Annotated in this window: 15 protein-coding genes, 2 tRNA genes and 1 rRNA gene; 8 read left to right on the top strand and 10 right to left on the bottom strand. The window is 36.6% G+C overall.

What is annotated here, in order from left to right:
- Window positions 1–43 precede the first annotated feature (43 nt).
- From FBR08_RS07015 to FBR08_RS07000, 4 genes are all read right to left on the bottom strand, one after another.
- Window positions 44–117 (bottom strand) — tRNA-Ile (locus FBR08_RS07015).
- Window positions 118–186: 69 nt separating this feature from the next.
- A 16S ribosomal RNA gene (locus tag FBR08_RS07010) occupies window positions 187–1,704 on the bottom strand.
- A 1,107-nt stretch (window positions 1,705–2,811) separates the two neighbouring features.
- Window positions 2,812–4,512, bottom strand: coding sequence for a DUF6029 family protein (locus FBR08_RS07005; protein WP_158962077.1), 1,701 nt, complete (start codon window positions 4,510–4,512; stop codon window positions 2,812–2,814).
- A gap of 4 nt (window positions 4,513–4,516) precedes the next feature.
- Window positions 4,517–5,002 (bottom strand): TlpA family protein disulfide reductase, encoded by a 486-nt coding sequence (locus FBR08_RS07000; RefSeq protein WP_158962076.1) that lies wholly within the window; start codon window positions 5,000–5,002, stop codon window positions 4,517–4,519.
- A gap of 114 nt (window positions 5,003–5,116) precedes the next feature.
- Here FBR08_RS07000 and FBR08_RS06995 point away from each other — a divergent pair, with 114 nt between their 5' ends.
- Window positions 5,117–6,274: an Omp28-related outer membrane protein gene (locus FBR08_RS06995; RefSeq protein ID WP_158962075.1), complete on the top strand. Its 1,158-nt coding sequence runs from the start codon at window positions 5,117–5,119 to the stop codon at window positions 6,272–6,274.
- A gap of 171 nt (window positions 6,275–6,445) precedes the next feature.
- Here FBR08_RS06995 and FBR08_RS06990 read toward each other — a convergent pair.
- Both FBR08_RS06990 and rseP read right to left on the bottom strand, forming a co-directional pair.
- Window positions 6,446–6,519, bottom strand: a tRNA-Asn gene (locus tag FBR08_RS06990).
- Window positions 6,520–6,595: 76 nt separating this feature from the next.
- Complete coding sequence (gene rseP / locus FBR08_RS06985; protein ID WP_158962074.1) at window positions 6,596–7,945, bottom strand: RIP metalloprotease RseP; 1,350 nt, start codon at window positions 7,943–7,945, stop codon at window positions 6,596–6,598.
- Between the two features lie 343 nt (window positions 7,946–8,288).
- Here rseP and serS point away from each other — a divergent pair, with 343 nt between their 5' ends.
- The 5 genes from serS (at window position 8,289) to FBR08_RS06960 (ending at window position 13,062) form a co-directional block, all read left to right on the top strand.
- The gene (gene serS, locus FBR08_RS06980) at window positions 8,289–9,560 is read left to right on the top strand and encodes a serine--tRNA ligase (protein ID WP_158962073.1); all 1,272 of its coding nucleotides are present in this window, start codon (window positions 8,289–8,291) and stop codon (window positions 9,558–9,560) included.
- Window positions 9,561–9,653: 93 nt separating this feature from the next.
- The gene (locus FBR08_RS06975; RefSeq protein ID WP_158962072.1) at window positions 9,654–9,965 is read left to right on the top strand and encodes a DUF4286 family protein; all 312 of its coding nucleotides are present in this window, start codon (window positions 9,654–9,656) and stop codon (window positions 9,963–9,965) included.
- A gap of 11 nt (window positions 9,966–9,976) precedes the next feature.
- Complete coding sequence (rsmA, locus tag FBR08_RS06970; protein ID WP_158962071.1) at window positions 9,977–10,765, top strand: 16S rRNA (adenine(1518)-N(6)/adenine(1519)-N(6))-dimethyltransferase RsmA; 789 nt, start codon at window positions 9,977–9,979, stop codon at window positions 10,763–10,765.
- Window positions 10,746–12,098 carry a magnesium transporter gene (gene mgtE, locus FBR08_RS06965; protein ID WP_158962070.1) on the top strand — a complete coding sequence of 451 codons (1,353 nt, stop codon included), beginning with the start codon at window positions 10,746–10,748 and terminating at the stop codon, window positions 12,096–12,098. Before rsmA ends, mgtE begins: the two co-directional genes overlap by 20 nt.
- Before the next feature lie 10 nt (window positions 12,099–12,108).
- Complete coding sequence (locus tag FBR08_RS06960) at window positions 12,109–13,062, top strand: 2-hydroxyacid dehydrogenase (RefSeq protein ID WP_158962069.1); 954 nt, start codon at window positions 12,109–12,111, stop codon at window positions 13,060–13,062.
- Window positions 13,063–13,085: 23 nt separating this feature from the next.
- On the opposite strand, the gene FBR08_RS06955 is transcribed toward FBR08_RS06960, so the two are convergent.
- From FBR08_RS06955 to FBR08_RS06940, 4 genes are all read right to left on the bottom strand, one after another.
- On the bottom strand, window positions 13,086–13,502 hold the full coding sequence (locus FBR08_RS06955) for a hypothetical protein (RefSeq protein WP_158962068.1): 417 nt from the start codon (window positions 13,500–13,502) through the stop codon (window positions 13,086–13,088).
- A 37-nt stretch (window positions 13,503–13,539) separates the two neighbouring features.
- On the bottom strand, window positions 13,540–13,983 hold the full coding sequence (locus FBR08_RS06950; RefSeq protein WP_158962067.1) for a hypothetical protein: 444 nt from the start codon (window positions 13,981–13,983) through the stop codon (window positions 13,540–13,542).
- Window positions 13,984–14,178: 195 nt separating this feature from the next.
- Window positions 14,179–14,592 (bottom strand): hypothetical protein, encoded by a 414-nt coding sequence (locus FBR08_RS06945; RefSeq protein WP_158962066.1) that lies wholly within the window; start codon window positions 14,590–14,592, stop codon window positions 14,179–14,181.
- Between the two features lie 181 nt (window positions 14,593–14,773).
- The gene (locus FBR08_RS06940; protein WP_158962065.1) at window positions 14,774–16,597 is read right to left on the bottom strand and encodes a GNAT family N-acyltransferase; all 1,824 of its coding nucleotides are present in this window, start codon (window positions 16,595–16,597) and stop codon (window positions 14,774–14,776) included.
- A gap of 368 nt (window positions 16,598–16,965) precedes the next feature.
- Between FBR08_RS06940 and FBR08_RS06935 the strand changes: the two genes are divergently transcribed.
- Together FBR08_RS06935 and FBR08_RS06930 are read left to right on the top strand one after the other, a co-directional pair.
- Window positions 16,966–17,733, top strand: coding sequence for an exodeoxyribonuclease III (locus FBR08_RS06935; RefSeq protein ID WP_158962064.1), 768 nt, complete (start codon window positions 16,966–16,968; stop codon window positions 17,731–17,733).
- A 21-nt stretch (window positions 17,734–17,754) separates the two neighbouring features.
- The gene (locus FBR08_RS06930) at window positions 17,755–18,657 is read left to right on the top strand and encodes an OmpA/MotB family protein (protein ID WP_158962063.1); all 903 of its coding nucleotides are present in this window, start codon (window positions 17,755–17,757) and stop codon (window positions 18,655–18,657) included.
- Window positions 18,658–18,700: the final 43 nt, after the last annotated feature.

The raw sequence follows: 18,700 nt of genomic DNA, 5'->3' as shown, positions 1-18,700 counted from the left end.
CAACGGTTTAACTAACCCCTAGAATTTCCTTTGTAATACTTAGTAGTCCCGGGCAGACTCGAACTGCCGACCCCTACATTATCAGTGTAGTACTCTAACCAGCTGAGCTACGAGACTCTGTATATTACTTATTTTATATTTGAACAAACAGCGAGAGTAAATAAACCAACCTCTTTTTTTCTCTAGAAAGGAGGTGTTCCAGCCGCACCTTCCGGTACGGCTACCTTGTTACGACTTAGCCCTAGTTACCAGTTTTACCCTAGGCAGCTCCTTGCGGCGACCGACTTCAGGTACCCCCGGCTTCCATGGCTTGACGGGCGGTGTGTACAAGGCCCGGGAACGTATTCACCGGATCATGGCTGATATCCGATTACTAGCGATTCCAGCTTCATGGAGTCGAGTTGCAGACTCCAATCCGAACTGAGACCAGTTTTTGAGATTCGCATCCAGTTGCCTGGTAGCTGCTTTCTGTACTGGCCATTGTAGCACGTGTGTAGCCCAGGACGTAAGGGCCGTGATGATTTGACGTCATCCCCACCTTCCTCGCGGTTTGCACCGGCAGTCTTGTTAGAGTTCCCGGCATGACCCGCTGGCAACTAACAATAGGGGTTGCGCTCGTTATAGGACTTAACCTGACACCTCACGGCACGAGCTGACGACAACCATGCAGCACCTTGTAAATTGCCCGAAGGAAAGTCTATCTCTAAACCTGTCAATCTACATTTAAGCCCTGGTAAGGTTCCTCGCGTATCATCGAATTAAACCACATGCTCCACCGCTTGTGCGGGCCCCCGTCAATTCCTTTGAGTTTCATTCTTGCGAACGTACTCCCCAGGTGGGATACTTATCACTTTCGCTTAGCCACTCAGTCCGAAAACCGAACAGCTAGTATCCATCGTTTACGGCGTGGACTACCAGGGTATCTAATCCTGTTCGCTACCCACGCTTTCGTTCATCAGCGTCAATAAGTATGTAGTAATCTGCCTTCGCAATTGGTATTCCATGTAATATCTAAGCATTTCACCGCTACACTACATATTCTAATTACTTCCATACTATTCAAGTCTAGCAGTATCAACGGCAATTTTACAGTTAAGCTGTAAGATTTCACCACTGACTTACTAAACCGCCTACGAACCCTTTAAACCCAATAATTCCGGATAACGCTCGGATCCTCCGTATTACCGCGGCTGCTGGCACGGAGTTAGCCGATCCTTATTCTTACGGTACCGTCAAATATCTACACGTAGATACATTTCTTCCCGTACAAAAGCAGTTTACAATCCATAGGACCGTCATCCTGCACGCGGCATGGCTGGTTCAGAGTTGCCTCCATTGACCAATATTCCTCACTGCTGCCTCCCGTAGGAGTCTGGTCCGTGTCTCAGTACCAGTGTGGGGGATCTCCCTCTCAGGACCCCTAATCATCGTCGCCTTGGTATGCCGTTACCACACCAACTAGCTAATGATACGCATGCCCATCTTTCACCGATAAATCTTTATTAATCAAATGATGCCATCCAATTAAACCATGAAGCATTAATCCGAATTTCTCCGGGCTATTCCTCTGTGAAAGGTAGGTTGCATACGCGTTACTCACCCATCCGCCGGTCTCTAGAAAGCAAGCTCTCTATACCCCTCGACTTGCATGTGTTAGGCCTGCCGCTAGCGTTCATCCTGAGCCAGGATCAAACTCTTCATCGTATATTTTTAATATTGTAAAAAGTTAGCTAGTTTATTCGTGATCCTAAAATCACCTTACTCTCTTTATTTTGTATGCTGTTGTCCAATATGTCTATGATCGTGTTTCAATCTCGCTACTACTTGATTTTCGAAGCGAGTGCAAAAGTAAAAAACTTTTTCGATTTGACAAAAAAATTTGATTTTTTTCTGTATCCCTCGTCAACCAGTCGGTTACTAAAGCGAGTGCAAAAGTAAAAACTTTATTTGAACTAGCAAAACTTTTTGAGAAAAAATTTTTCTTCCCTTTTTGCCAATCCTCAGTATTTACTGAAGCGGACTGCAAAGATAAGACTCTTTATTTCATTAATCCAAATTTATTTTTGAAAAATATTTCTGAACCAATCTGTCGTCTTTTCCTCTGCTTTTCTATGAACGTCTGCTTGTTTAATGCGGATGCAAAAGTAGCACCTTTTTTGCCACTTCCAAATTATTTATTGCTTTTTTTGCAATGATTTTACACCTTTATTCGCAACTTGCTATTATGCTACCTTTTACACCTTGAAGTTTTTTTGCTTTTTTGCTGAGTTTTTACGTCTACACAGTCTCATTTAGTTATTTTGAACCAAAACGATGCTTTATCTCTTTTTTGAGCACTTTTCAAGGGATTTTGGTTTTGTATTCATTTTCAAACATTTAGCTTTTTTTACCTCCTACACCTATATAGAGGAGAAAAGAAAAATAATGCTAAAATCGGGTTACAACTCGCTGAATAGCTAAAAAAAAAGGGTTCGTGTTCTACTTTATATAGGGTTCAGTTGAAGTTTAGTTTAAGGGCACTTTGACTAAAATCGACTTTCAGTGGACTTTCCTTGGACATTCCCTCGACAAAAACACCCTTTTTCCTTGGATACTCCAAGGAAAGTCGAAGAACTCTCGAGCTAAATGAACAGGCACCTAAAAAGAACCTAAAGAGAAACCCTTTGTTTTTAATCAGAAAAAAGAAGGCAACTGTAAAAATAAAGGGAAAGGAGAGGTTTTTATCTCTCCTATATATAAGGAGAAAAAAAAGGAGAGCCTAAGCTCTCCTTTTTATACAAAAACAAAATAATAATTCTAAAATTAAAAATTTTAAAATGATGTTGTGATTCCAAATGTTAACCCAGCTGCTTCTGATACATAACGACAAATTCCACCTACACAAAGTAATCCACCACGTTGTCTTCCATAACTAGCAGAAACACGAGTAGTACCTTTCGTGAAACTAGCACCTATATTATAATAATGAATACGGTTTTTCGTAATATTACCTTCTTCATCTTCGATTTCGATGTCATTACCATAGTTATACATGTCGCTTACAAAAACTGACCAATTCGCATTATAAGCAAATTCTAAAGTTCCAGCCATCCAGTTTTTCTTATCTTCTTTCGTCCATAAATGCTGTGCTTCTAAACGCACAGACTTATCTCCCATAAACTGGTACGTCGCTTCCGCACTAACAATATTCGTTTTGATTGTTTCAAACAAACTCTCTAAAGCCTTTTGGTTATAAGATTGGTTCAAGTACATAAAAATAGAAGACCAGTTGTTACTCCATTTTTTACGCACTTCAACACCAAAGTCATGGTAGTATTTATCTCCAAAATCCAAAAATCCCGTTTTTACGATTTGACGTTCATCTTCATATTCAACAAGCTCTGGTTTTAACCCAGCCCAGTACGATCCGTTGATAACTACATTAGTTCCATACTTTCCACCAAAAGTAGATCCCTTCTCAAAATTATGGTAAAAATCAAACTGCCCGCCAATTTCTCCGATTTTCTCTTGCGTTTCAAAAGTGCTCAACAAATACTGCGCTTGATACACATAGATATTCTGTAACGAATAATCGTATTGTTTAGTCAAAGCGGGAACATAGTTCAAAACTCCTCTATTGTAAACATTAGCTGTTAACACTCTATCAGAATAAAAAGCCATGTTTTCGAGTCTTCTCAAGTTAAAACTAAAACTAGTTCCCTTTGCCGCATATCCTCCATTAAATAACAAAGCATTTCCATCTTGTTTTGTATTTCCTTTAACTCCAGACTCTACCAATGCGTCTTTCCCCTTGTACACGTACTCGATTTCTCCAAAGAAATTCTTGTAATCAAAACCTACTCTTCCAGAAAACGCATGCTGCATTTTGCTTAGATTTTGGTTCATTTCTTCAATATAATCTTTATCTTTTTCTACCTTCCCTAAATAACTTAACCCGGCTTGAAGTCCAAATTCTTCAAATTTAAAAAACTCCGCTACATCAACTTCCGCATTACCACCAAAAACGTAAGAATCTGACAAATCAAATCCCATTCCGATGCGTTGTTTACCTCCTAATACGGTCAGGTTAATATGATCCAATAGATTGTATTTTACATTCAATCCCAAAATGGCATTGTTAATCCCAATCTGTCGATCTTCCCACGCACGGAATAACAATCCACTACCAAACTGATCGTAAAAGTGTCCAGCTGTAACATCCAACCCCAATTCTCTATTGTTGTAGCGCGCATAAATAGCACCAATATCGAAACCTTTATACTCTGGAGAATAGTTCAAGATTGCTTTGGGTTCATACCCTTCCAATTGAGCACCAAAACTCCAGTTTTTCCAATCATAATCAGCCTTTAAGTATGAATTTGTTCGAAAGCGATCTTCTGCTTCAAACTCATCGATTTTAATTTTCTTGTCGTCAACATACCATTGTGAATTATTCTCAAAACCGACACGGACTTGTGCTTTTGCTCCCAAGAACATCACTAACCCACATAATGTAAAAAATACTTTTTTCATCCTTTTACTTCATTGCAGCTTTCACTTGCTTAATTAATTCCTTCTCAACTCCTGGTGTATAACTCGTGTGTTTGTATACAACCTTACCTTTATATATAACAGCTGTAAAAGGCACATTTACCACATTCATCGCTCTTTTTAAATCGTGATTTGTATCCAACAGAACCGTATAATCCCATCCTTTACCATTAACCAATGGTTTTACACGTTTTACTGATTTAGCATCATCAATAGACACCGCAATTAATTTTACCCCTGTTTCTTTTTGCCATTCATCATATACATCGTGAATTGCGGCCAACTCTTTCAGACATGGTCCGCACCAAGTAGCCCAAAAGCTCACAATAACTGGTTTTTCTTCCTTTGCAAAAGAAGCAAAATCAATTTTCTTACCGTCTAAATCAGTAAGAGTTACTGAGGGTAAGTCCTTTTGTTGTGCGGCAGCACCAGAAAAAACAAACAATAAAATAAATGCATAAAACGCTTTCATAATTTTTTAATTTTAGTTGTAAAGTTCAAAAATAGAAAAAAAAACCTATATTTAACTTTTAATTAACCGAAATTTATATTTATTTTTACAAAAACAACTTTAACAAATTATTTTATGAAACAGAACAAATTAGCAGCTTTAACAAAGGTTCTTCTTTCTTCTCTAGTTCTATTGTTTGCTTTTACTTCATGTAGCAGTGACGACGGTGGAACAAAAAAAGACAAAGGACAAGGAGGAGAAAAAGACAAGGTAAAAACACTTGTACTAGAAGCTCTAGGAGAATTAAGAGTATTGGAAAACACAGCAATAACATTTAAAGTAACAGGAGACGGAAACACTTTAGCTGATGCAATGCTTTATATTGACAATCAAGCAATCACAGAGAGCACTTATACTTTCACAACAGAGGGTACCTATGCTGTAATGGCAAAAAAAGAAGGTTACAAAGACAGTAATACGGTTACAATTAAGGTATTCAAAGACGAAGTTCCTGTAGTGCCAATTGGCGAGTTAAAATATCAACACCGTGTCTTAATGGAAGACTTTACAGGCGTTCAATGTCCTCCATGTGCTAGTGCAATCCGAGCACTTGAAAAATTAGAGAACCATACCTATAACGGCAATGGCTATCCAGTAGATTATTCAAGTATAGTAGCTGTTGGAATTCACATTAGTATTCCAGGACCAGATCCATTTACAATTACACGATTTGTACATCCTTTATTTGATTATTACAATACTAAAGTAGTAAATGATCCAGAAACACAAGGACAGCGTTGGGCACCATTTATTGTAATTAATGGAAAAGCAGAATGGGATACTAGAACAATGACAACAGTAGCAGGGCAAAACCACCCAATGACATTAGTTGAAAAAACATCGACAATTGGTATCAAGCTAAACTCTGTATTAAGTGCTACAGCTGGCTATGCAGAAGCTGAAATTGCATTTTCTCAAGATTATGAAGGTTTAACTATGGATTATTATATTGTAGAAGATGATGTACAACATTCACAAGCGGGAATTGGAGCTAACTATCTTCACCATGCTGTATTAAAAGGAGCTACTCCAGCAATAACTGGGTTATCGATTCCTTCTGCTCAATCGAAGAAAGGGAATATCTTTGTAGCAGAGCGTTTTTCATCTACCTACAAATTGGCAAACGAGTCTAATCTAAGGGTTATTGTTATCATTAGAGATGCTCAAGGCAATGTATTGAACGTACAAGATGCTAAAGCAAATACAACAAAAGATTTTGCGATTATAGACTAATAAAAAACATAAAAAGAACCTGCCTACTAGGCGGGTTTTTTTAGAACCATATCTTACAATAATCACCTCACTTGTTCTAGTTAATTGAATTATAGAACTATTCTACAAGGACTGATTGCGTAACATATACAAACAAAAAAGCCTGACAAGAAATTGTCAGGCTTTTTTTTGCTCCCCCTCTTGGGCTCGAACCAAGGACCCTCTGATTAACAGTCAGATGCTCTAACCAACTGAGCTAAGGAGGAAGGTATCTTACCTTAAATGCAGTGCAAAGATAACATGATTTTTTATTTCTGCAAACACATCCGCTTTATTTTTTATTTACTTGAAGATGGCCTTGTAAATATCATTTCCGTTTGCAAACAATAACAATCCTATAAGTATAAAGAAACCAACCATTTGCGCGTTTTCTAAAAACTTATCACTTGGTTTTCTTCCTGTAATCATTTCGTATAACAAAAACATTACATGTCCTCCATCTAAAGCAGGAATTGGCAATAAGTTCATTACACCCAACATAATGGACAACAAAGCGGTGATATTCCAGAAATACTCCCAACTCCACACTGAAGGGAAGATATCGTAAATCGCTTTGAATCCACCTACTCCTTTGTACGCTCCTGTTTCGGGCTTCACTATTTTCTTTAATTGATCAAAATAGCCTCCCACTTTTTCAACTCCTTTATTTATTCCTACTGTAACAGACTCCCCTAAAGAGTATTTTACTTGACTAATATGGTATAATCCCATTTTCTCAAGTGTATCTATGGTTAAAACTGGAGCGTAGAAAAGGTTTAATTTCCCGTCTTGATCAATTTTTAGATCAACCGTCAATTCTTTCCCGTCTCTTTCAATTACAGCAGGTACAACCTTACCTTTATTTTCAGCTAAAACCGCTTGCACTTGATCCACAAATGGCGTATTTACACCATTAACACTTTTTACTTGGTCTTTCAACTGTAGCACCTGAGCATTGGTTTGATCCCCTTCTTCACTAAAAGCAACTACCACAAATGGCACTCGCAAAGCGACAAGTCCTCCTTTATTCCCATCACTCATTTGTCCAAGTAAATTAACTGGTAGATCAATATTCTCTTTTGCACCATTACGCTCAACTTCTACTTGATGCCCCATCATAATAGCGTAGCCTACATCATTAAAACGGTCAATTTCCCTTCCGTCTACAGCAACAATTTTATCGCCATTTTTCATTCCTGCTTCTTGTAAAATTGGCGACTGCACCCAAACTCCGTGATCCATATCTTTGTTAGAGATATACAAATCTCCATACGCATACGTCATTCCAATATAAATCACAAAAGCTAAAATAAAGTTCACTGTCACCCCACCTAACATAATAATCAATCGTTGCCAAGCTGGTTTTGAACGAAATTCCCACGGTTGTGGCTCACTGTTCAATTGTTCGGTCTCTATACTCTCATTCACCATACCTGAGATTTTCACATATCCTCCTAAAGGCAACCATCCGATACCATATACTGTATCTCCGATTTTCTTTTTAAACAAAGAAAATTTAACGTCAAAGAAGAGGTAGAATTTTTCTACACGAGTTTTAAATAATTTAGCGGGGATAAAATGCCCTAACTCATGTAAAATAATTAAAAAGGATAAACTCAATAAGAATTGAGAAAGTTTAATCAATATTTCCATTGTACTAATTTCGTTTCAAATCTGAATAATAAGCAAAAATAAAATATTAGTTGAACTAACTACTATATTTTAGCAAACTATTATTTTTTTAGTTTATCCCCCATTTTGAGTGGTAATCCCAAGAAAAAGAAAACGATACGTTGTGAATTCCTATACTGTGGTATGTTTTCGATTCTTTAAAAAAACCAACACCTCGAGTACACGGAGTGCAATCCAAGGAAAAATCGACTTCTGTTTCTCTTTTTTGTCGTTTTATAATCAAGAATCAAGATGAAATACAACAAAAAGACGAATAATAAAAAAGTATTTTCTAACTTTGTTATCTTAAACTATTATTTATACTATGTTACAGATAGCTTTTATTAGAGAGAATCAAGAACAAGTCATTAAAGGCTTGGCGAAAAGAAATCTTGATGTTACGGAAGTGCTAAACGAGGTGATTGCTTTGGATGAAAAAAGAAGAGCAACACAAGTTGAATTAGACAATGTCTTAGCAGAATCCAACAAGCTATCCAAAAGTATTGGCGAGTTAATGAAGAGTGGAGAAAAAGCAAAAGCAGAACTCATCAAAGAAAAAACATCAAATTTACGCGAACAAAGTAAAGAATTAACAGAGCAATTAAACCAGGTTTCTGCTGCGTTAACGGAAAAATTATATACGATTCCGAACGTGCCAACGGATATTGTACCTGCAGGGAAAGACGCAGAAGACAACATCACCGTACATCAACACGGAGCGATTCCTACGTTACACGAAGGAGCTTTACCTCACTGGGAATTGGCAAAGAAATACGATCTAATTGATTTCGAATTAGGAAATAAAATTACTGGGGCTGGTTTCCCCGTATATAAAGGTAAGGGAGCTCGTTTACAACGTGCTTTAATCTCTTACTTTTTGGACAAGAATACAGCAGCAGGGTATAAAGAATATCAAGTACCACATGTAATCAATGAAGCCTCTGGATTTGGAACAGGACAATTACCTGATAAAGAAGGACAGATGTATCACATTGGCGTAGATGATTTGTATTTAATTCCAACAGCTGAAGTGCCTATCACCAATATGTTCAGAGACGTGATTTTACAAGAAAGCGATTTCCCGGTACTTTGTACAGGTTATACGCCTTGTTTCCGTAGAGAAGCAGGATCCTATGGTGCACACGTAAGAGGGTTAAACCGCTTACACCAATTTGACAAAGTAGAAATCGTACGCATTGAGCACCCCGATCGTTCTTACGAGGCATTAGACGGTATGGTGGAACACGTACAAGAATTATTACACGAATTAAAATTACCTTATAGGATTTTGAGATTGTGTGGTGGTGATATGGGGTTCACCTCTGCCTTAACGTATGATTTCGAGGTCTTCTCAACAGCTCAAGACAGATGGTTGGAGATTAGTTCCGTATCTAACTTTGAAACATTTCAGGCAAATCGCTTGAAATTGCGTTTTAAAGATAAAGAAGGTAAAAGTCAATTGGCTCATACTTTAAATGGAAGTTCATTGGCCTTACCACGTGTATTGGCTGGGATTTTAGAGAACTATCAAACTCCTGAAGGAATTGTGATACCTGAGGTCTTAAGACCGTACACAGGATTTGATATTATTGATTAATTTTACACCACGCGTATAAGTATATGAAAAGCACCAAATCCTAAAAAGACATTTGGTGCTTTTTTTATCTTTGCCTAACCCAAAATAGACCTTATGATTATTTACAATATCACCATAAACATTCACGAAAGTGTACACGATGCATGGATGGCATGGACCAAAGAATTCTACATCCCTGGCATTCTCAATACAAAGAAATTCAATAAAGCTCGAATGGTCAAAGTTCTAGTTGATGAAGATATGGGAGGCATTACCTATTCAATTCAATTTGAAACAGCTAATGCTGATTTACTACAGCAATTTTACAAGGAAGACCACGATTTTTTCGAACTGGAGTCTCGCAAAAAGTTTGCAGATAAAATGCTTACTTTTAAAACAGAACTAGAACTTATAAGTGAATATTAAACCGAGAATCAATGGATAAAGTTAGAGCGAAGAAACACCTGGGACAGCACTTTTTAACGGATGAAAACGTTGCCAAGCGAATTGCTGATACACTGACCTTAGAGGGGTATAAAAAAGTATTGGAAATCGGCCCTGGAATGGGGGTGTTAACCAAATATGTTTTGGAGAAACCTATCGAAACCTTTGTTGTAGAAATAGACACGGAATCAGTAGACTATTTAAACCAGCACTATTCAAAATTACACAACCATATTTTTGCACAAGATTTTTTAAAATTCAACATTGTACAAGCGTTTAATCAAGAGCCTTTTGCTGTAATTGGAAACTTTCCGTATAATATATCAACTCAGATTGTATTTCGCGCTTTAGAGCTTCGCGATTTTGTTCCTGAGTTTTCGGGTATGTTTCAAAAGGAAGTTGCAGAGCGTATCTGTGAGAAGAAAGGAAGTAAAACCTACGGTATTCTTTCTGTATTGACACAAGCTTTTTATGATACGGAGTATTTATTTACCGTATCAGAACATGTGTTTAATCCTCCACCCAAAGTAAAATCAGGTGTGATGCGCATGCGTAGAAAGGAGAATTACACCCTGCCTTGTAACGAAAAATTGTTTTTTACTGTTGTAAAAACAGCATTTAATCAACGTCGAAAAACGCTGAGAAATAGCTTAAAAAGTTTTGGTTTACCCGATGAGATACGAGAAGAAACTATTTTTAACATGCGTCCAGAACAATTAGGTGTAGAAGAATTTATTGATCTTACAAAAAAAATAGAAATACATGGAGTTCAAAATCAGTGATGAAACTATTGTACAAATCGAAGAGTTTATTGCAACAGGAAGAGAAGCAGAATTACTAGAACTTCTCAAGGATATTCACGCTGTGGATATTGCTGAGATGATGAATGAGCTTCACACAGAGGAAGCGATTTATATCTTCGATATATTAGATAGTGAAGTTACTGCAGAAATATTACTTAATCTAGATGAGGATTTACGAGAAAAGATTCTAAAAAGTCTATCTCCTAAAGAAATTGCAGAAGAACTTGATGAACTCGATACAGATGATGCGGCAGATATTATTGCTGAATTATCAGAGAAGAGAAAAGAGGAGGTTCTTTTAGAGCTAGAAGATTTAGAACACGCGAAGGACATTGTTGAATTATTGCGCTACGATGAGGATACAGCGGGGGGATTGATGGCAAAAGAGTTTGTATCGGTTAATGAAAATTGGTCTATACTCACTTGTGTTAAAGAGATGCGCAAACAAGCAGAACACGTTTCTCGGGTACATTCTATTTATGTTGTAGATCACGAGGGCCGTTTAAAAGGACGCTTATCACTCAAAGATTTACTTACGTCTTCTACTACTACCCACATTAGCGATGTTTATATTCCAAAAGTAGATTATGTGAAGGTAGATACCGAAGATACTGAGGTAGCACGTATTATGCAGAAATACGACCTCGAGGCTATACCTGTTGTAGATGAAATGGGCCGATTAGTTGGTCGAATTACCATTGATGACATTGTCGATGTCATTAAAGATGAAGCAGATAAGGATTATCAGTTGGCGGCGGGTATTTCTCAAGATGTCGATACGAATGACAGTATATTAACGTTGACCAAAGCGCGATTGCCTTGGTTAATTTTAGCCATGATAGGTGGTTTTGTTGCCGTAAATGTATCCCGTAGTTTTGAGGATGCAATGGAGAAATTTGGAGTTTTATTCTTTTTCACCCCACTAATTGCAGCTATGGCGGGAAATGTGGGCGTGCAATCATCTGCGATTATTGTACAAGGACTTGCGAATAACACGATTTCAGGATCTATTTGGAAACGCTTGGGCAAGGAAGTGTCCTTGAGTTTACTCAACGGATTCTTATTAGCCATTTTACTGATGATTGGAAGTCACGTTTTACTGGGTGTAGATTACATCATTGGCGTTACTGTCTCTATTGCGTTGATTAGTGTGATTATTATCGCGAGCTTAATCGGCACCTTTGTTCCTATTTTTCTAAATAAATATGGTGTAGACCCTGCCTTAGCTACGGGTCCATTTATCACTACAAGCAATGATATTTTTGGTATTTTGATTTACTTCTCCATTGCCAAGGTCATTCTGGGTTTCTAAATTTAATGGTATGACAACAAAAAAAGTATTACACCTGGATAGTAATCATCCTTTAATGCTAACACAATTGGATCAATTGGGATACGTTAATATTGAAGATTACACGTCAAGTAAAGAAAAAATAGAAGAAACGATACACGAATATGAGGGTGTTATCATACGCAGTCGCTTCAAAATAGATCAATCCTTTCTTGAGAAAGCAACCCAACTAAAATTCATTGGTCGTGTTGGAGCAGGTTTAGAAAACATTGATTGTGAATTTGCGGCATCCAAAGGCATTGTCTTAATTGCGGCTCCAGAAGGGAACCAAACAGCAGTTGGCGAACATGCGTTAGGTATGTTATTAACGCTCTTCAATAAATTGAATATCGTTGACCAAGAGGTACGTCGAGGCATCTGGATACGCGAGGGCAATAGAGGCCACGAAATTGAAGGAAAAACGGTGGGTATTATTGGATATGGGCACATGGGAAATGCTTTAGCAAAACGCTTGCAAGGCTTTGATTGTGAAGTTATTTTTCACGATATCAAAGACAACTTAAGCAATCCGTATGCGAAACAAGTTTCCTTAGCCGAGTTACAACAAAGAGCAGATATTGTAAGTTTACATATTCCACAAACAGCAGAAACAACGAATCTTGTTGACAAAATTTTTATTGAGCAGATGGCCAAGCCTTTCTGGCTCATCAATACGGCAAGAGGTAAATCCGTGCATACCGCTGATTTGATCGCAGCATTAGAAAGTGGCAAAGTGAAAGGTGCGGCTTTAGATGTTTTAGAATACGAAAAATCTTCATTTGAACACCTATTTGCTGATGACACTCTACCAGAACCGATGCGGTATTTAATCGAATCGGAGCGGGTATTACTATCACCTCATATTGCGGGTTGGACTTTTGAAAGTAAAGAAAAATTAGCCCAGGTAATTATAGATAAAATACGAAATACGTTTCACGAGAAATAAAAAAGGTGCATGTAGCACCTTTTTTATTTCTTATCTTTCTTATCGGCATCAATCACAACCGTAGCGTTTAATACATCTCCCATTGAAAAAGCTTCTCCAACAACCTCACCCTCTTTAGTAGTAATCTTAATTTCCATTTTGGATTCCTCACTTCGTCCTAAACCCTGAGCTGTAAAGCTAATTTTTTCTTTCTCTTTTTTGTGATAGACTTTTGACCATTCCGTCACTGCCAAATCATCAATAAAGTCATTTTTTGAATTATTCCCTTCATAAATCACTCCCATTACTTTTTTAATAACAGCATCTTCTGTTACAGTAACTGTGACAAAATGCTCTTTTCCTTCAGGGATCATCTCTTTATTGCTGTTGTCTGAACTACAACTTGTAATTCCACAGCTAAGCCCTATAGCAAGTAATATAAATTTGATTTTTCTGAACATCTTATTCTTATTTATACATTCTTAGCAATGTAATTTACTACAATTTAATTGCGAGGTATAAATCTTTACCTTCAATTTTCTTCTCTTGCAATTCGAATCCCAATTTATCAGTAACCGTAATAGTCAATTTAGAAGATACGTCTGTCCCTACACCAACTGCTTCAATGCTCACATGTTCTGCAGCTGTAAGAATATACTTTCTCTCCCACTTTGTAATTTTGGGTTCTTGATTCTGTTCTCCCTCTGCATCCTCATCAACTACAGGAGCAGGTTTGATAAACTTATCTTCTTTTACATTAACCCCATCATAGTAAACTGCCGTGATTTGTTTCATTTCGACATCATCGGTAATTTCTATTAACACATTATATTCTTTTTTATCCAATTTAAGTACCGGATTTCCATCATCTGAACTACAAGCAGACAGTCCTACGGCAACCATTGCACAAACTAAACTTAACTTAACTTTTCTGAACATCATTTTTACTTTTATTTAACAATTCAAAAATAGGTTTTTTTTTACCTTATACAAAAGTTTAACAAAACATTTTAAATACCAGAAAGTTAAAACAATAGGGCATATAAAAAGCAAGGCACACTTTTTGAAAAAAGGGATTGCATATTTTATCCTGAATAGGACAAACAAAAGACCGGAATAGTCGGTCGCATCAAACGCTTAGAAAACCACTTCTCCGTATAACTTTTCTCCTTTTGCAGTAATCTCTTTAATTAGATTTTCACTTTTAAAAACGCGGATAGACATTGTAGCATGTTCATCTGGTCCATCTGCATATACAGCAACAGTGATTTTTTGTTTTACTGATTTTTTAAAATCCTTAACCCAATCATTTCTTCCAGAAAAATCGTCATTAACAAAGGTTTTAACGTCTTTTCCTTCAATTGTTGCTATTTCTACCCGTTGAAGTTCTACCATCTTAGACGATTTAACCTCAACAACATATTCTTCATTTGAAACTCTATATCCTGTTCCCGACTTTTTACTTGAAGTAGAACTATCATCCGAGCTACAAGCTGAAGCGCTTATAGCAATCATTGCACAAACTAAAAAAAACTTAACTTTTCTGAACATTGTTTTTTACTTTTATTTAACAACTCAAAAGTATACGTTTTTTTGAATTATACAAAAAATAGTGAATTTTTTATTTAAAAAAACAACATGAGAAGTAAAATACGAACATCTCTCAGCTACAAAAAGCCAATAAACTCAAAAAAAAGCACAAAAAAAGAGTCACGATGGACTCTTTCTATGATTAATTATATTTATTCGCTTCTTCTTGTATTTTTCGCTCGAGTTCTGCTTCAAATTCCTCCATCACCGGCTTGACCGTACTTTCTGGTAAATCGGCAATTTTGATATACATTAACCCGTCAATGGCATTATTGAATAAAGGGTCAACATTGAAAGCAATTACCTTTGCATTTTGTTTGATGTATTTCTTGATTAACACGGGTACTCGCAATTTTGCAGGTTCTACATCTTCAATGATTTTATCAAATTTATTTAAATCTGACTCTGTTTCATTAAAAATCAAATCTTTGTCAGCATCCTTTAAATTTACCTTATACTCCATCTTGGGCGTAACATACTGTGCAATAAAAGGATCAAAATAATGTGATCGCATAAATTCAATCATCAGCGATTTAGAAAAATCGGAAAATTGATTACTAATACTTACTCCTCCAATTAAATATTGATGTTCAGGAAAGCGCAATGTTGTATGTACAATGCCCTTCCATAATAAAAATAAAGGCATTGGTTTTTGTTGATACTCTTTGACGATAAATGCACGTCCCATTTCTATAGACTGTGCCATCATAGGATAAAGTTCTGACTCAAAACGGAATAATTCATTGAGATAAAAACCGTTAATTCCGTACTTCTTATAAATTTCCGATCCTAATCCCATGCGATAAGCCCCACATATTTGTTCAGCTTCATTATCCCATAAGAACATATGGTGATAATATTTATCGTATTGATCTAAATCTAATTCGTTATTTGTTCCTTCACCCACTTCGCGGAAAGTAACCTCACGAAGTCGACCAAGTTCTAATAATATGGTGGGAATCAAATCTGATTTACACAAAAACACTTCGTAATTCTTGCTTTGCAACAATCGGAAATCTTTCTCGCGCAGAACCTCAATTTCTTGTTTAATTCTGTCTATCGGTTGTGGAGGGACAATGTCCTTTACCATCTTTGGAAATTTAAAATTAAAAGACGGAACTTTAATCCACTTGCGGGAATCCTCATCTTTATAAGCATTAGACAACAGATACGTTTTAAAACGCAAAAAATTACCATAATCGCTTAAATCATAATGTTCATTTTGTTCTTCAACCGATATTGGACGACCGATGCGTATTTTGATTACGCGATCTTTTTGTGTCAATAGCTCCGAAGGCAACTTTGCCGTGCGCAAGGTTGGGTTAATTTGCGATAAAAAGTAAAATAATTTACTGTTTTTCGCATGAAAATAAATAGGAACTACCGGTACATTAGCCTTCTTAATCAGCTTAATTGCTCCTTCTTCCCATGGTTTATCGACCACTAATCGATCATCTTTATAAGTAGACACTTCCCCTGCTGGGAATATTCCCAAAGGTTTACCATCGCTTAAATGCCTAAGCGTTTCTTTTAATCCCAATACACTTGATTTCACATCCTTGTTATTCTCAAATGGATTAACAGGCATGATATAGGGTTTCAAAGGTTCTATACGATGCAATAAAAAATTGGCTATAATCTTAAAATTCGGATCATGCTCTAACATTAATTTCAAGAGGAGCATCCCATCGATACCACCCAATGGATGGTTGGAAATAGTAATATAGGGTCCTTTCTTCGGCAATCGTTTTAACTCCTCTGGGTCAATCTGAAATTCAATCTGAAATTCTTCTAAGATTGCGTTTAAAAATTCTAACTCTTCTAACTGTTTATTTCTATCGTAAATCTTATTTAATGTGGTAATCTTAAGCGTTTTCATAAGCATCCACCCAGTAAAAGTACCCAAGATACCATACTTGTCCACGTTAATCGCTTTCGCTACTTCCTTAGCTGTTACTAACCCCATCAATTTGAAAATTTAAGTAATACAAATATACTAAAATCTTTAGGTAATCTATTTTATTTTATCGTCCTTGACTGCATATCCCTAGCATAGTTAAAGATATTGACCTAAATAACTGATTAAAAAAAAGATATATGATGTGAAAATTAATTATTCTTCTTTGAGCATCTATCCTCATAATTTCTAATATTTTATATTTTTTAACAAAATATACGGTAAAACTACCTCCGTTCCAAGTAGATCAACCGCTATTCTATCTTTAACTTTTGCCGAATGCTAATTAAAAATTAAAAACACTCCTCTCCTATTCTTTTACAACATCGGAATGTTTATTTTTTCTATTTTTGGTTTTCATACAAAAATCGAGCACAATGAAAAAAATTATCTCCTATAACGTAAATGGAATCCGCGCAGCAATTAAAAAAGGCCTTCTAGAATGGATGCAAGAAGAAAATGCTGATATCATTTGCTTACAGGAAATCAAAGCGAAAGAAGATCAGATTCCAACGGATGAAATTACCTTAGCTGGCTACCCCTACCAATACTATTTTTCTGCTCAAAAAGCGGGGTATAGTGGTGTTGCTGTTTTTTGTAAAGAAAAACCCAACCAGGTCACTTATGGAACGGGTATTGACTACATGGACTTTGAAGGCAGAAATTTACGTGTTGATTTTGACACATTCTCTGTGATGTCCTTGTATTTACCCTCTGCTTCTAATATTGATCGTTTGGATTTCAAATACCAATACATGGATGCTTTTTTTGCTTATATTCAAACATTGAAAAAAGAAATCCCCAACCTAATCATCAGTGGTGATTACAATATATGTCACAAAGCCATCGATATTCACGATCCGATTCGCAATGCCAAAGTATCTGGATTCTTACCAGAAGAAAGGGCTTGGGTAGATCAATTCGTTGACCATGGTTTTATTGATAGTTTCCGACTATTTAATACAGAACCACACCAATACAGCTGGTGGACGTATCGCGCAAATGCGAGAAATAACAATAAAGGATGGAGAATTGACTATAATATGGTGTCTGAACCAATGAAAGACCGCATAGTAAACGCTGCCATATTGCAAGAGGTCAAGCATTCAGATCACTGTCCTATTGTCGTAGAAATTAAAGCATAATCCATTTAAAAATTCAATCGCATGATAAAAAGACTGTCTATCAGTTTACTAACACTTACTTTACTTTCTTCTTGTGTAACTCGAAGATTATACAATGAACTCAATCAAGATTATCAAACGGCTTTGGATGACAACCAACGTTTAGCTGACGATTTAGATATGCTAAATAGTTCGATGAGCGATTTAGAACAAGCCAAAAAACAACTGGCTCAACAGTTGAAAGACTTACAACAAGAACGTCAAAATCTGAATGCCGAAATTTCAGCAGCACAAAATAAGCTCAATGACTTACAGCATTCGTATGCAAATCTAGAAAAGCACAGTGAAGAATCACTACAAGCAGAAGCTGCAAGATTAGCAAAAGCAAAGGCTGAACTTGATTTAAAATCAAAACGCGTGCAGGAATTAGAAGGTATTTTAGCTGCAAACGACAAACAAATGAAGGCCTTAAAAGATAATTTATCGCAAGCGCTAAATGCATTTGAGGGACGAGGATTAACCATTGAACAAAAAAATGGGAAAGTCTATGTTTCGATGGAGAATAAACTGCTCTTCAAGTCGGGTAGTTGGTCTGTGAATGAAGAGGGGAAAAGTGCCGTCGTCGAATTAGGAAAAGTCTTGGCTACCAATCCTGATATTTCAGTATTAATTGAAGGACATACCGACAATGATAAGGTGATAGGCAATTTAGGAGATGGGGTTCAGAACAACTGGGACCTTTCTGCCAAACGCGCATTAGCTATTGTTTCTATTCTAACAGAAAACAGCTCGATTGACAAAAAGAATCTCACAGCTGCTGGCCGAAGTGAATACGCTCCTATCATGAGCAACAGTTCCATTGAAGGAAAAGCAAAAAACAGGCGTATTGAGGTTATTCTCACGCCTAATCTGGATAAAATCAACGAAATGTTGAATCAATTGTAAGATTCAAACCAATCGAAAAAAGCGCTATAACTACGTTATTATA

Origin of the sequence: Myroides fluvii (assembly GCF_009792295.1) — a bacterium.
Lineage (GTDB): Bacteria > Bacteroidota > Bacteroidia > Flavobacteriales > Flavobacteriaceae > Flavobacterium > Flavobacterium fluvii_A.
This window is presented reverse-complemented; position numbering and strand designations above follow the sequence as displayed.